General features: G+C 36.1%; 14 protein-coding genes. 7 read left to right on the top strand and 7 right to left on the bottom strand.

Annotated features, from left to right (window positions below):
• Window positions 1-18 precede the first annotated feature (18 nt).
• Window positions 19-825, top strand: coding sequence for a uracil-DNA glycosylase family protein (locus tag AAGD45_RS05530; protein ID WP_410521056.1), 807 nt, complete (start codon window positions 19-21; stop codon window positions 823-825).
• Window positions 826-1,099: 274 nt separating this feature from the next.
• Here AAGD45_RS05530 and AAGD45_RS05525 read toward each other — a convergent pair whose 3' ends face one another.
• The 7 genes from AAGD45_RS05525 to AAGD45_RS05495 all read right to left on the bottom strand — a co-directional run bounded on the left by AAGD45_RS05525 (window position 1,100) and on the right by AAGD45_RS05495 (window position 6,290).
• On the bottom strand, window positions 1,100-1,741 hold the full coding sequence (locus tag AAGD45_RS05525; protein WP_341760960.1) for a hypothetical protein: 642 nt from the start codon (window positions 1,739-1,741) through the stop codon (window positions 1,100-1,102).
• 236 nt (window positions 1,742-1,977) lie between these two features.
• Window positions 1,978-2,646 carry a glutathione S-transferase family protein gene (locus AAGD45_RS05520; RefSeq protein WP_341760959.1) on the bottom strand — a complete coding sequence of 223 codons (669 nt, stop codon included), beginning with the start codon at window positions 2,644-2,646 and terminating at the stop codon, window positions 1,978-1,980.
• A 9-nt stretch (window positions 2,647-2,655) separates the two neighbouring features.
• Entirely contained in the window at window positions 2,656-3,753 is a 1,098-nt protein-coding gene (ychF, locus tag AAGD45_RS05515) for a redox-regulated ATPase YchF (protein ID WP_341760958.1), read from the bottom strand.
• Window positions 3,750-4,175 (bottom strand): GNAT family N-acetyltransferase, encoded by a 426-nt coding sequence (locus AAGD45_RS05510; protein ID WP_341760957.1) that lies wholly within the window; start codon window positions 4,173-4,175, stop codon window positions 3,750-3,752. The genes ychF and AAGD45_RS05510 overlap by 4 nt, the downstream gene beginning before the upstream one ends.
• 81 nt (window positions 4,176-4,256) lie before the next feature.
• Complete coding sequence (locus AAGD45_RS05505; RefSeq protein ID WP_341760956.1) at window positions 4,257-4,682, bottom strand: GNAT family N-acetyltransferase; 426 nt, start codon at window positions 4,680-4,682, stop codon at window positions 4,257-4,259.
• 2 nt (window positions 4,683-4,684) lie between these two features.
• Window positions 4,685-5,266, bottom strand: coding sequence for an aminoacyl-tRNA hydrolase (pth, locus tag AAGD45_RS05500; protein WP_341760955.1), 582 nt, complete (start codon window positions 5,264-5,266; stop codon window positions 4,685-4,687).
• Between the two features lie 409 nt (window positions 5,267-5,675).
• Window positions 5,676-6,290, bottom strand: coding sequence for a 50S ribosomal protein L25/general stress protein Ctc (locus AAGD45_RS05495; protein WP_341760954.1), 615 nt, complete (start codon window positions 6,288-6,290; stop codon window positions 5,676-5,678).
• Window positions 6,291-6,570: 280 nt separating this feature from the next.
• On the opposite strand from AAGD45_RS05495, the gene AAGD45_RS05490 reads away from it, so the two are divergent.
• The 6 genes from AAGD45_RS05490 (at window position 6,571) to nuoE (ending at window position 13,660) form a co-directional block, all read left to right on the top strand.
• Window positions 6,571-9,027: a WH2 domain-containing protein gene (locus AAGD45_RS05490; protein ID WP_341760953.1), complete on the top strand. Its 2,457-nt coding sequence runs from the start codon at window positions 6,571-6,573 to the stop codon at window positions 9,025-9,027.
• Between the two features lie 473 nt (window positions 9,028-9,500).
• Window positions 9,501-10,391 carry a HEPN domain-containing protein gene (locus AAGD45_RS05485; protein ID WP_341760952.1) on the top strand — a complete coding sequence of 297 codons (891 nt, stop codon included), beginning with the start codon at window positions 9,501-9,503 and terminating at the stop codon, window positions 10,389-10,391.
• A gap of 386 nt (window positions 10,392-10,777) precedes the next feature.
• Entirely contained in the window at window positions 10,778-11,368 is a 591-nt protein-coding gene (gene lspA / locus AAGD45_RS05480; RefSeq protein WP_341762221.1) for a signal peptidase II, read from the top strand.
• A gap of 15 nt (window positions 11,369-11,383) precedes the next feature.
• Window positions 11,384-11,893, top strand: a complete 510-nt coding sequence (locus tag AAGD45_RS08740) for a hypothetical protein (RefSeq protein ID WP_410521055.1) — start codon at window positions 11,384-11,386, stop codon at window positions 11,891-11,893.
• Between the two features lie 97 nt (window positions 11,894-11,990).
• Window positions 11,991-13,166 (top strand): NADH dehydrogenase (quinone) subunit D, encoded by a 1,176-nt coding sequence (nuoD, locus tag AAGD45_RS05470; protein ID WP_341747507.1) that lies wholly within the window; start codon window positions 11,991-11,993, stop codon window positions 13,164-13,166.
• Window positions 13,163-13,660, top strand: coding sequence for an NADH-quinone oxidoreductase subunit NuoE (nuoE, locus tag AAGD45_RS05465; protein WP_341760951.1), 498 nt, complete (start codon window positions 13,163-13,165; stop codon window positions 13,658-13,660). The genes nuoD and nuoE overlap by 4 nt, the downstream gene beginning before the upstream one ends.
• Window positions 13,661-14,013 lie beyond the last annotated feature (353 nt).

The raw sequence follows: 14,013 nt of genomic DNA, 5'->3' as shown, positions 1-14,013 counted from the left end.
CTACAAAATATTTTTTAAATGAATAAAATGACGCATTTTACAAAAAAAATCAACCAACTAAAATGGTTGCAAGCAATTGGTATAGATTATTATTTTTCACAATCAACTATTAATCAGCAAGAAATACCCTGCACTCCTCGTCATTCCCGCAATCCTTCATGTCATTCCCGCACAGGCGGGAATCCATATCCTGCACAGAAACAGGATGACAGTATTTCCTTGTCTAGAACTTTGGCTGACTCAGCTAACAGCTTAGAAGAACTAAAAAAACTACTAATGAATTTTAACGGTTGTGGTTTAAAGAAATTAGCCAATAAAACCGTATTTGCTGATGGGAATCCACAAAGTTCTATAATGTTTATTGGGGAAGCACCGGGTAGTAACGAAGATGCACAAGGGATACCATTTTGCGGGGAAAGTGGTAAGTTACTCGATAATGTATTAGCCTCTATCAATATTTCAAGAGAACATAACGCTTATATTACTAACACTGTATTTTGGCGGCCACCAGCTAACCGCCAACCGACGCAAGAAGAAATAGATATTTGTAGACCTTTTGTTGAGAAACATATTGCTTTAATAAACCCAAAACTAATTGTTTTAGTGGGAAATGTTGCAGCAACTAGCTTACTTGGCAAAAATGCTGGTATAAGTAAAATCAGACAAGAATATTATTTATACACAAATCAGTATCTTAGCAAACCAATTCAAACCACTTCTATCTTCCATCCTGCCTATTTGCTTAGACAACCAATGCAGAAAAAAACCACTTGGTATGATTTACTAAAAATCCATGAATATATCAATACAAATATCGGGATATAGAGCTAACCAAACTAGCATTACTCTCAATTCACAAACGTCTATTAGCGAGGAGACCATAGCACAACTGTTGAAAGTTAAAATCGTCATCGCGAGGCGTCGACAGACGCCGTGGCGATCTCATGAGGCAAGCTCTCCTTCACAAGATTGCCACGAAGCCGCTATAAGCGGCTTCTCGCAATGACGGTTTAGGGCTTGCAAAGCTCATCACAATGACGGTTTAAGCCTTACAACAGCACTTCGCTAATAGACGATTTTTTAACTTTCAACAGTTGTGCTAAACGCTCCTAGTTGCTTGTTTCACTCCTTTTCCTACAATGCTATCTTTTATTGCTACACCTAGATTAACAACACTTTTGGCAAGTTCTCCAGTAGCTATCGCATTGTTTAAAGTACCTTTAGCTATAGTACCAACCGCATGACATGCAGATTTTATCACATTCCCTACCGCATTTAAAATTGGATTGTTTCTAACTGCATTAGTTGGTCCTTCAAATATTTTTTCAACTTTCTTTAATTGCTCTTTGGCGAAATCTTTTAAGCGACCGGTAAAAGTTAATGAATCTCCCAAGCTGTCTAGGGGTTTTTTATGATCTACACTATCAGCAAATGTCCTCAGTTTCTCAAATGAACTCATAAATTTCTCAAAAACCTCTCCAGCTTTTTCAAATTCTAATTTCTCTACCCCAGAAAGAGCCTTACTAGTAGTACCAGCAAAAAGCCCACGGGCTTTTTCAAGATTCTTTTGTACATCCTCTAGTTGTTGCAAAGCTAGAAAAGTGTTAGGCATTTCTCCTATATGACTCTTTAAATCTTCTTCAGGCAAACGTTCTTGGACTGCTTCTGCTTTTGGAGCTGTAGCTTTCTCATAAGACGGTAGAGAATCCACTTTTGGATTATTATCGTCATCTTTACTCATAATATCCTCTATTTTAATTATATACTGCTCGTAAATGAAGAGTTGATAGACGATAGAATCAAAATCATGATAGTAGCAGGAGTCAAAAGGTCGAGGTGCTAGGCGTACATATTAGTACGTGGCTACCTACGATCCCTGAAGACAACAACGCAATTCTTGATTTTCATCGAGTATACTATTCACCTAGAAGCTATCATAAAATAGAAGCTATCATAAAAATAACTATATCGCAACCACTAAAAATCTAAATCAGCATAACAGGTGGGTGGAGTAAAACCTGGTATTTGGTCGTGTAATAAAGAGCGGAAGCTAGGTCTAGATTTTATGATTGCATACCAATGACGAATAGACAGCCATTTGTCCCAATTAATTTCGCCAAAATAATCTAGAACTGATATATGACAGGCAGCAGCTATATCTGCACAACTTAAAGAATTTGATGCAATAAAGCTACGCTTTTCAAATAAATTTGACATATAGCTTAAATGATGTGATAGATTATTTTTTGCTGCCCTAAGAAAATCGGTTCTAGGACCACCTAATTGGCAGAAGGACCTTACTATTTTTTCATCGATAATAATTTTTGTTACTTCGCGGTAAAATTTTTCATTAAACCAACTGAGCAACCTACGAATTTCACATCTAATATCAATATCTTCATCGATAAAATTAAAATTTGGATATTTTTCATGTAAATACTCAGTGATGGGATAAATTCCTGCTATAATTAGAGTGGACGCCTCTTGTAAGACAGGTGTCGCCCCCGCCTGATTTAAAGACAAAAATTCCTTATCCCGAAGCCAATAATCCTCCTTAACCATAGTAAACTGCACATCTAGCTCTTTTAAATACACCCGAACTTGACGTGATAACGGACAAATAGGATAATGGTATAATTTTCTCATATCCCTTATTTAAACATTAAATCTAAAATGCACTACATCTCCATCCTGCATTTTATACTCCTTGCCCTCTAAACGCATTTTACCCATTTCTTTAGCTTTCACTTCACCATTAAAATTTATATAATCCTCATAACTAATAACCTCAGCCCGGATAAAACCTTTCTCAAAATCAGTATGAATAATACCGGCTGCTTGAGGGGCTAGCGTACCATTACGAAAAGTCCAGCCATGTGTTTCTTTTGGACCTACAGTAAAAAAGCTTCTTAGGTCTAATAAGTTATACATTTCTTTGATAATTTTACTGAGACCCGTTTCCACAAGACCCATACTATTTAAGAATTCAGATTTCTCTTCGTCACTTTCTAAAATTGCAATATCCGCTTCAATTTTTGATGAAATAATAACATGTTTTGTACCTTCTTCCTCAGCTTTTTTGGCTACAAGTTCCGTAAATTTATTACCAGTAACCGCATCTTCTTCCAGTACATTGCAAGCATACAAAAGCGGCTTAGAAGTTAATAATTGTAATTGATCTAAAGCCTCTTTACTATAAGTTCCAACCATGCTACGCACCGGTTTACCTACCGCTAGAGTTGCTTGAATTTCTTTTAATAACTCTATTTGGTCTTTTAAAGTTTTATCACCTGTTTTTAAACGTTTCTCAACATTTATTAAGCGTTTCTCCACCGACTCAATATCTGCTAAAATTAATTCTGTCTCTATTATTTCAGCATCATATATTGGATCAATTTTATTATGTACGTGAGTAACATCTATATCCTCAAAACAACGTAGTACGTGCAAAATAGCATCAACTTCTCGTATGTGAGATAAGAATTTATTACCCAGCCCCTCCCCTTTACTAGCACCTTTTACCAAACCTGCAATATCGACAACTTCTATGTAAGTAGGAATAATTTTACTAGAACCAGCAATAATGGATAGCTCATTTAGCCTAACATCTGGTACTGATACTATAGCAGAATTTGGTTCTATAGTACAAAAAGGATAATTAGCCGCTTCTGCTGCAATACTTGAAGTTAAGGCATTAAATAGGGTTGATTTTCCTACATTTGGCAAGCCAACAATACCACATTTTAATGTCATAAATCTTTCTTTAAAAAATACAATTCTGAATCTTTATCATAGCCACTTCTTACAAACTCTAATTTAAACCCTAATTTTTCATAAAATGGTCTAGCCTGCCAATCGGTAGTAGACAAATTCATAAATCTACAATTACGCTCTCGTGCTAGATTTTCTGCCTTGGACATTAGTAAAGTACCGTAATTCTGACCTCGAAAATCTTCAGAAACCCATAACGTACCAACGTATAAACAACCATAAAAAAGTACACCTTTTATACCAGCAACAAATTTTTTATCCTTATCAAAACACGAGAAGGAAAATGATTGGACAGCCTCAAGACCCTTCTTGTTTTTAGCAAGTTCATCTAATCCATCCTGCATTATCTTCGAATATTGTGCATCCATGTCATCTGCATAGACACAAGTTAATTGTTGTGTCATAAAACTATCCCCCTTTTAAACTCTTCCACTTTGCCAAAAATGACATCGTTGGCAAGGTAGTATCATATCGAATTCAGATTATTACAAATCTTTCTTTAAAAAATATAATTCTGAATCTTTATCATATCCCCTTCTTGTAAACTCTAATTTAAACCCTAATTTCTCATAAAATGGTCTAGCTTGCCAATCGGTAGTACATAAACTCATAAATCTACAATTACGCTCTCGTGCTAGATTTTCTGCCTTGGACATTAGTAAAGTACCGTAATTCTGACCTCGAAAATCTCCAGAAACCCATAACGTATCAACGTATAAACAACCATAAATAAGTACACCTTTTATACCAGCAACAAAGTTTTTATCATTATCAAAACACGAGAAGGAAAATGATTGGACAGCATCAAGACCCTTCTTGTTTTTGGCAAGTTCATCTAATCCATCCTGCATTATCTTCGAATATTGTGCATCCATGTCATCTGCATAAACACAAGTTAATTGTTGTTTCATATTTAAACGATGCTCCTTTTAAACTCTTCCATTTCACCTGAAAGCAATAAACGGAAATTATTAATTATTACCTCAATGGAATTAACAATAATTTTATATTCCTCTTTAGAAAAAGAAGCTAAAACGTAATCCGACACATCATCATACGCCGCTGGTCTTCCTACCCCTATTCTTATACGATGATAATCATTTCCTATACACTGATCCAATGATTTTAAACCATTATGCCCACCACTACCACCAGCCAATTTATATTTTATTCTACCAGTTTCTAAATCTATATCATCATGCACTACAAAAATATTTTGTAATTTGACATTATAGTAAGAACATATTGCTTGTACTGCTTTTCCAGACAGATTCATATAAGTCAGAGGCTTTGCTAATAGTAATTTATGTCCGCCTATTATCCCTTGTGCAAGTTCTGCATGAAATTTAGCTTTGGTATTCCAAGAAAATTTATAGTATTCTGATAAACGTTCCACAGCTGTAAAGCCAACATTATGGCGAGTATTTTGGTACTCTTTGCCTATATTGCCCAAACCTACAACAACTATATACCCTTTGTCTTCAGATTTAAGCATATTATAATATCATTAGAGAGCGATTTGCACTTATATTTAATCTCATGTAAGACATCGGTTTAATAGCCTAGAGTATCCCTGTACCGATGTCATCCATGCGAAGGCACATAGGCGTCATATATGGACGAAGTCCATGCCATCAACTTAAGAGCGTAGTGATTGAAAATGTATAAATAAATTAAACTCAATGTCATTGCGAGGAGCTGTGCAAAGCACAGCGACGCGGCAATCTAGGATACGCGAAGCGTTACTCTAAAAAAACAGCTTCGCTGTTTACCTAGATCGCCACGGCATCTACAGAGCCTTGCTATGACGGTTTAGGGCTAACAACGCTCATCGCAATGACGATTTTTTAACTTTCAACAGTTGTGGGTGACAAGACATAGTACCCTTGTAGCTTCAAAAACAACTACTTTGTCGGCTTCACTTCCTCAGTTACAGCTTCTCCATCTTCTGACTTACTACCCTTACGACCAATTATAGTAGCCATAATAAAATCATTTTTACTAGCTAGCTGGACTCCTTCAGGGAGTTTAATGCTTTTTGCTTTTAAAGACTGACCGATATGCATGTTGGTAACATCAATATTAATATTTTTAGGTATATTATTGACATCACATAAAAGAGTTATAGTTCTTTTTATTATATTAAAGAATCCTCCTCTTTTAACTCCCAAAGCTCTTTCTTTACCCTCATAGACTACCGGTACTTCCATTCTTTGGGTCTTTTCCTCTAAATGTACAAAGTCAACATGCCTTACTATGTCAGTAATAGGATGCAATTCTACAGCCTTTGGTAACACTTTATGCGTTTTACTACCCACTTTAATTTGAATAACTGTAGAGATAAAACCAGGTTTTCTATAATGCTTAGTTATCTCTTTTTCTTCGATAGAAACGGCTAGCACTTCTTTACCTGCTCCATAAACCATGGCTGGAACCATACCTTTCCTACGTAGTTCTCTTGCGACTCCCGTACCAAATTTCTCTCGCATTTCTGCTGCAAGTTCTAATAGTTCACTCATCTTTCTCTCCTAAGAGCTTTTAAAACATAGATGATAGTATTAAATGCTAAAAAATTCAAGTATTAATTTGACAAGCTGCTTTAAAGCTGCTTACATAATGCCACAGGGTAATTTCAAAGTTGTAATCAATGCAAAAAAGATGTCATTCCTGCCCGCGTAGGCGGAAATCCATAATCATTTAATAGCCTTTCAGGCTATTTTGTAGATTCCGCTAGCTACGCGGGAATGACATCTTTTTTGCTTACCCTACATTTAGTAGAGTTAATAAGGAGGTATTTACATGTCGAAAGATAAAGATCAACAAATAGAAAGCGTGTTATCACAGGAAAAAGGTAAATTACTGGATACAATAAATTCTGTAGAGAATCTTTTAAAGGCTAATAAACAACTAGACGATAGTAGACAGCTAAAACAGAAAGTAGAAGATTTAAAGAAAGAATACCCTTCTTTACCTTGGTTTGAAAGGTTTGTACATACTGTTGCACAAGTAAAATATCTGTTTATAAAAAATGATGAGGAAATTGCTGAAGAAAAGAGAAGAACCAATAGAGCTGTACTCAAAGATGTTGACAATACATTAAGAGATGTAGGTAAAAAAAACTTATCTTTACAGAGAATTATAGATACAGAGTTACAAGCAGGATTTGATAAGATCATAACCAAAAAACTATCAGAGGAACAACTAAAACGGGTACAACGATTAACAGAATCCTTAGTAAATTTGGGTATATCTCATGAAAATTTTAGCCAAATTGTATCACAAGTTTATAATACTGATGAAGCGAAGGCACTACATCAAGAAAGAATAAGACTGGTACACGTACAACAAGATCTAGTTAAGTTGGTAAAGGCTAATGATAATATTAAAGAACTTCTTTCAATAAAGCAAGAATTAGCAGAATTGCGGGAAGAATTACCATCAACATGGCTAGACGGTCTTAAAAAAATTACTGCAAAAATCAAGCATATTTTTGTAAATACTCCAGAACAAATTTTAAAAGATAACATAACCCACAATAATGAAATATTAAAAAAGGTTGATCAGGGATTAGAGATCGCTGGTAAAAACATAGAAGATTCAACAGTAGCTAGAAAAAATAGGTTGCAGAAAGAATTAGAAAAGCTTAAAGGAAGAGGTCCAATAAACCTTAGGTTAAACAAAGTAGAAGCTTTAAGCAGTGAGCTTGAGTCCACTTTTACAGCTGCAGTTACTGCTTCACAGCCATTGTCTACAAGCCAAGATTTGGCTCAATCTCAAGCCCTGTCATCATCAATGCCTGAACGGATACCTACACGCCAAGCACCACCTCCACCACTTATGGGTACTACGTCGATGCCAGATCTAGCTATTCATCAAGCAGCGGAAAACACTATAACAAGATCTCTTTCATCCCCTATCCATACATCATTGCAGGATTCACAAAATATTCAGCATAGAGAGGAAACTAAACGAAAAGCACATATAGCTGGTAAAGGTAAAGCACCGTCTCCTCCCCCGTTGCAGAACCAAGAGGTTCAGCAAGCAACAGAATTTGCTATACCTCCAGCTCCTCCGTTGCCGGGTCAAAATACAATACTGCGTCCAGCACCACCGCCTCCATCGGTGCAGAACGTGCAGCAAGCAGCAGGATTTGCTATACCTCCAGCTCCTCCGTTGCCGGGTCAAAATACACTACTGCGTCAAGCTCCACCGCCTCCATCGGTGCAGCATCAAGAGGGGCAGCAAGCAGTGGAAAGAAATATACCAACACCTCCACCGTTACCACCTGTAAGTAATATACCTCCACCTCCTCCGATAGAAGGTTTACATGCCGCTCAGCGAACAGCAGGAAATGCTATGGCAGCACCACCTCCTCCGCCACCACCTCCTCCATTGCCACAAGGTACTCAGCACACAACTGGAAGTGTGCCACCGCCTCCTCCTCCACCAGCTCCGCCACCGGCTGTAGAACCTACGGCAGGTCAAGCTCAGAAGGCAGCAGCAGTAGTAACACCGAAAGGAGAAGATAGGGGAGCATTATTGGATGAAATTAGGACGGGGATACAACTTAAAAAGGTAGCATCCACAACAACTCATCCAGTACCTCCACCACCTTCGCCGTCAGGTTCTGATCATGACAAAGCAACAGTAGCAACAGCGAAAGGACAAGGTAATGAGAGGGGAGACTTATTGGCTGAACTGGTACTGAAGGCACAGATGAGGGAAAAAAAGCTATCTGAATCAGGGGGAAATAAAGCACTAGAAGAACTAGAGAAAGAACAAAAAACATCCCCTACTCGCTCTCCTAGCCCACTGGGAGCTGAGTTTGATAAGGCTATAGCAAAGAGATATCAGGCATTTCAAGATGATGATGATGAACCTGAACATGCTGATCTTGTAAAACTTATTGAAGACAAGATTGTTGATGAAAATACTCTTAACATGCTTATGAAGGAGGCTGGTGTTAAAAATGATAAGGAGCTAATTGAACTTATTAATGATAACGACACTTGGGATAATGACGATAGGGAGGAGAAACGAGACAAAGTCATCCAGCAGCTAGAGAAGATTAAGTCTACCCCTGTTGCTAACGTTGATGCAACAAAAGGACAATTCCCTCCAAAGTTACAGTCAGCAGCAAAAGCTATTGGAGAAAATCTCCCCATGACCCCAAAAGATGGATACAAAACCCTTCCTCCTACTCCATCCCCCAAACTAGTTGGTATCAAAAAAGACCCTAGTTCTAGGGAAGTGTAGCGATTTATGCGAATTTGGGATGACATCTAGGCTGCCTCATGTCTTGTATACTACTCATAAGAATTAACTAATTCTTATCCCAAATTCGGTGAAATTATAGATTGCTTCGTCGACCTACGGTCTCCTTGCTAATAGACGTATATGTCTATTAGCGAGCGAACGTACGTGAGCGTGGCAATCCATTTTGCTAAAAACATGATTTTAATCTTTTCAAATCATGTTTTTAGCTTTAGAAAGGTTTAAAATGCATTCGCAAAACCGCTTTAAGAATGCATCTTTCCTTATATTAAAGCCATTTCGGGATAAGAATTAGTTAATTCTTATCCCGAATGCTGGGGTTTATTGTTACTGATTATGATACAGATAACAACTATTGATTATAATCATAAATTATTTTTATAATTTATGATTAAATTGTTGTTGATTATTTAAATATTTGGTATATAGTTGATCTAGGATAAAAAAATAGCTTTATGAAAACTACCTTACCTGACCGCTCACTAGTGATTAAAGAAAAGCTAGATAATATTGTTAAAGAAATCCTATATGTAGGCAAATCAAAAATAGCAATGATTATCTTATTTGGCTCTTATGCTAGAGGAGATTGGGTAGAGGATATAGAGAAGTTAGGAGATATTAGTTATTATAAGTATCAAAGTGATTTTGATCTTTTGTTGATTTTAAAGAATGGAGAATATGCTGGCTATCCAGCTATCAACCTACAATATAAGATAGAGAACAGGCTAAGTAAAAAATTCTCATTAGATGAAAAACCACCAATTACTCTGATACTTGAACCTATTAGGTTGGTAAATAGGCAACTGGAAAAAGGGCAATATTTCTTTAGTGATATCAAGAAAGAGGGAATTCTTTTATATGATAGTGGTGAATTTATACTGTCTGAAGCTAAGGAACTATCATGGCAGGAACGTAGACCAATAGCTGAGAAAGATTTTAAATATTGGTTTAAAAAAGCTAAGGACTTTCTGTCGCTCGCTCATTTGTGTTTGGATATAGAACAATTGAATAATGCAGCCTTTATGCTTCACCAAGCTACCGAGAGCTTTTATAATGCTATCCTGTTAGTTTTTACTGGTTACAAGGCCAAGTCACATGATATACTGGGACTTGGCGATAGGGCTAGAAATCATCATTACGATCTCTATAAGATATTTCCACATGAGACTCAGGAGCAAAAAGATTGCTTTACGTTACTGCGAAATGCTTATGTTGACGCAAGGTATGATCAAGATTATACAATTAGTAAAGAACAATTACTTTACCTTATTAACCGGGTAGAGGAATTAAAGATAGTGACTGAAAAGATATGTCTAGAAAGGATTAATAAAGAAGACTTAATGTGATTATTTTTCCTGAGGTATTTTTTCAATAAAAACTTTATCAAATAGGAATATATACTCTTCTGTTTTGAAGAATTGGATTTGAAAATGAATGGTGAGCATGCTAGGCCACAACTGTCGAAAGTTCAACAAACGTCATTGCGAGGAGACCGTAGGTCGACGAAGCAATCCATATGACAAGCTTCATGGATTGCCGCGCTCACGTACGTTCGCTCGCAATGACGGTTTAGGGCTAACAACGCTCATCGCAATGACGTTTATTGAACTTTCGATAGTTGTGCATGCTAGGCGTACATGTAGTATAGTTACGCATGCGAATCCATGATATTTTCAAAAAACAATTCTTCAAAGCAGAAGAGTATAATCAAAAATTAAATTCTAATATGCGTATACCATCAATATTTAAGAAAATATTACTAATTATTCGCCAAAGTAGTCGTATAATTGTTAAATTAGTAATTATAGATCAACTAGTAAAATGGTATTTTATAAATTATCTAAGAGGTAAAGTTGGTCTAACACTAGAAGTAACCAGCTTTTTAGATATGGTTTATGTTTGGAATTATGGAATTAGTTTTGGGATACTTCGAAATTATTATCAGTATAGTAATATGCTTTTTATAGTTGTTAACTCTGCCCTTATAGCATATTTGTGGTATATCTTATTAAAATGTAAGACGATGCCAAGCTTTGTTGGTTGTAGTTTTTTCATTGGTGGTGCTATTGGTAATTTGATCGACCGTTTTGTTCATGGGGCGGTATTTGATTTTATTTATTTTCACTATAAAGATTTTGCTTTTCCGGTATTTAATCTAGCAGATAGTTTCATTTCATTAGGTGCAATATTCTTATTACATGATTATTATAAGACCAAGAAAATTGTTGAACAACAACAAGATGTTGAATATAATCACGCTCGATTGCAAACTGAAGCGGATAGGATTCGTGAACTTGATTTTAAGAAAAATATAAATTTATAAAGAGGATTGATATATATGTACTCAAATGATTTGCAGCATGGGAGAAACAAACAAGGGGGGAGCGAGTACAAGCAGTACAATAAGGTATGTGAGTACGCGAATTCCCCGATAATATTTACAGAAACCAATTCTTTAAAGCAAAAGAGTATACAAGATGAATTTCAAGAGTTGGCTAGGCGTACGAGTGGCAAGCGAACGGAGCGTAGTCAAACCTACGTGAGTACGCGAAGTCCCGAAGTACAACAACGCCAACACTTGAAAGGCGAAGGGTATATGCGTATAATTTTTTTGTTATTTGCTAGCTTAGTAACACTGTCTGCCTGCAATAAAAAAGTAAAAGAAACAATAGGTATAGTGACACCTGGTCCTGATGAGTATAGGGTACAACGCAATAAAACCTTAGAAGTTCCCCCTCACTATGAATTGCATTCTATCGAAAAAAAAGATACAAAGAGCCACAAAGTTTATTCTCCAAAAAATCTCAATGATGGAGAGCAAGCTTTAATAGAGGACATGGAAAAGTAATACTATTATTTTAATATTATATAATTTTTTTACTTAGTGGACAAAAATTTTGGTATATACTCGATTAAAATTAATAATTGCCGGGGTTTAAAACAAGGTGGGTGATAATAATAAAAGTGTTGTATTAAATTTTGGTCCACAACATCCAGCTACCCATGGGGTATTAAGATTAATTTTAGAAATGGATGGTGAGGTTATCAATAAAGCAGACCCGCATATTGGATTGCTGCATCGTGGTACTGAAAAATTAATTGAGCATAAAACATACCTACAAGCTATACCATATTTTGATCGGTTAGATTACGTATCGCCAATGTGCCAAGAACACGCTTTTGCTTTAGCAGTTGAAGGATTGCTTGGCTGCAATGTGCCAAGACGAGCGGGGTTTATTCGAGTGATGTTTTCTGAGCTTACTCGTATCCTTAACCACATACTGAATATAACAACACAAGCCCTAGATGTTGGTGCTACTACCCCTCTATTATGGTTATTTGAGGAACGCGAAAAAATTATGGAATTTTATGAGCGTGTCTCCGGCTCTAGAATGCATGCAAATTATTTTAGACCTGGTGGTGTTGCACAAGACTTACCAAATGGTATACTAGAAGATATAAATATTTTTGTTCAGCAATTCTCAAAAAAATTAGAAGACGTCGAGACTCTGTTAAATGACAATAGAATTTGGAAACAACGCTTAGTAGATATCGGAGTAGTAAGTCAAAAAGAAGCTATGGATTGGGGGTTTTCTGGTCCAATGCTTAGAGGCTCAGGCATCGCATGGGATCTTAGAAAAGCTACCCCGTATGATGTATATGATGAGCTAGATTTTGATATACCAATTGGTAAATCTGGTGATTGTTATGATAGGTATTTGGTTCGTATTGAAGAAATGTACCAATCACTTAAAATTATACAGCAATGTCTTGAAAAAATGCCAAAGGGTGCTATTAAAACTGATGATCCTAGAATTGCACCACCCTCAAGAGAAAAAATGAAAGAATCAATGGAAGCCATGATTAATCATTTTAAACTTTACACTGAAGGATATGATGTGCCAAAAGGCGAAATATATAAATTTGTTGAAGCACCAAAAGGCGAGTTTGGTGTGTATTTATACTCTGATGGAACAAACAGACCTTATAGATGTCGGATTAAAGCCCCTGGGTTTGCCCATCTCCAAGGTCTAGATTTCATGTCAAAAGGACATTTGATGGCAGATGTGGTAACTATTATTGCCAGTCTTGATATTGTTTTTGGAGAAATTGATCGATGAATGATGAATCACTAAATTTCAGTTTTAATGATGAGAACTTAAAAAAAGCCCAAAATATCATTAAGAAATATCCTGAAAACAAACAAAAGAGTGCTATTCTGCCATTACTTGACCTTGCACAACGCCAAATGAATGGTTGGTTACCAAGAGGCTGCATAGAGTATGTAGCAAATTTTCTAAATTTACCTTTCATCCGAGCATATGAAGTTGCAACATTTTATACCATGTTTAATCTAAAGCCAGTAGGACGATATCATATACAAATTTGTGGGACTACTCCTTGTTGGCTAAGGGGTAGCGATAAAATTGTAACTATTTGTAAAAAAAAACTTGGTATTAACTTTGGTGAACTAACAAGTGATAAAAAATTTAGCCTTACAGAAGTTGAATGTTTGGGAGCTTGTGTCAATGCACCAGTTGTACAAATTAATGATGATTTCTTTGAGGACTTAGATGAAAAAAAAATGGCTGATTTAATTGATAGCCTCACCTGACTTCTGCTGGTAATTTATTCGTGCTACCTCTGCTCCTCACATACATTTGAGTACGCTGTGGGTCAAGATTCCGTGGCTTCTTTAAATCCTTGCGCATAAGCAAGTTTGCCAAAGATATCTAGTGTTGTAGATATTAATGATTTGGTTAATTGATATACTCTTCTGCTTTGAAGAATTGTTTTTTGAAAATATCATGGATTCGCATGCGTAATTATACTATATGTATACCTAGCATGCTCACCATTCATTTTCAAATCCAATTCTTCAAATCATTTGAGTATATCAAAAAAAATAATATCGAAAATTGAAATAATGAATTCTTGAACAATATCACTACTGGTTTAAACTTTCAC

The organism is Candidatus Tisiphia endosymbiont of Thecophora atra (assembly GCF_964026395.1).
Taxonomy (GTDB): Bacteria; Pseudomonadota; Alphaproteobacteria; order Rickettsiales; family Rickettsiaceae; genus Tisiphia.
Note: the sequence above shows the minus strand (reverse complement) of the source record. Positions and strands in the feature narration are given on the sequence as shown.

Bases quoted from the DNA above. Each gene is read 5' to 3' on its own strand.
- AAGD45_RS05530 (WP_410521056.1), top strand. From the start codon at position 19: ATGAATAAAATGACGCATTTTACAAAAAAAATCAACCAACTAAAATGG.
- AAGD45_RS05525 (WP_341760960.1), bottom strand. From the start codon at position 1,741: ATGAGTAAAGATGACGATAATAATCCAAAAGTGGATTCTCTACCGTCT.
- AAGD45_RS05520 (WP_341760959.1), bottom strand. From the start codon at position 2,646: ATGAGAAAATTATACCATTATCCTATTTGTCCGTTATCACGTCAAGTT.
- ychF (WP_341760958.1), bottom strand. From the start codon at position 3,753: ATGACATTAAAATGTGGTATTGTTGGCTTGCCAAATGTAGGAAAATCA.
- AAGD45_RS05510 (WP_341760957.1), bottom strand. From the start codon at position 4,175: ATGACACAACAATTAACTTGTGTCTATGCAGATGACATGGATGCACAA.
- AAGD45_RS05505 (WP_341760956.1), bottom strand. From the start codon at position 4,682: ATGAAACAACAATTAACTTGTGTTTATGCAGATGACATGGATGCACAA.
- pth (WP_341760955.1), bottom strand. From the start codon at position 5,266: ATGCTTAAATCTGAAGACAAAGGGTATATAGTTGTTGTAGGTTTGGGC.
- AAGD45_RS05495 (WP_341760954.1), bottom strand. From the start codon at position 6,290: ATGAGTGAACTATTAGAACTTGCAGCAGAAATGCGAGAGAAATTTGGT.
- AAGD45_RS05490 (WP_341760953.1), top strand. From the start codon at position 6,571: ATGTCGAAAGATAAAGATCAACAAATAGAAAGCGTGTTATCACAGGAA.
- AAGD45_RS05485 (WP_341760952.1), top strand. From the start codon at position 9,501: ATGAAAACTACCTTACCTGACCGCTCACTAGTGATTAAAGAAAAGCTA.
- AAGD45_RS08740 (WP_410521055.1), top strand. From the start codon at position 11,384: ATGTACTCAAATGATTTGCAGCATGGGAGAAACAAACAAGGGGGGAGC.
- nuoE (WP_341760951.1), top strand. From the start codon at position 13,163: ATGAATGATGAATCACTAAATTTCAGTTTTAATGATGAGAACTTAAAA.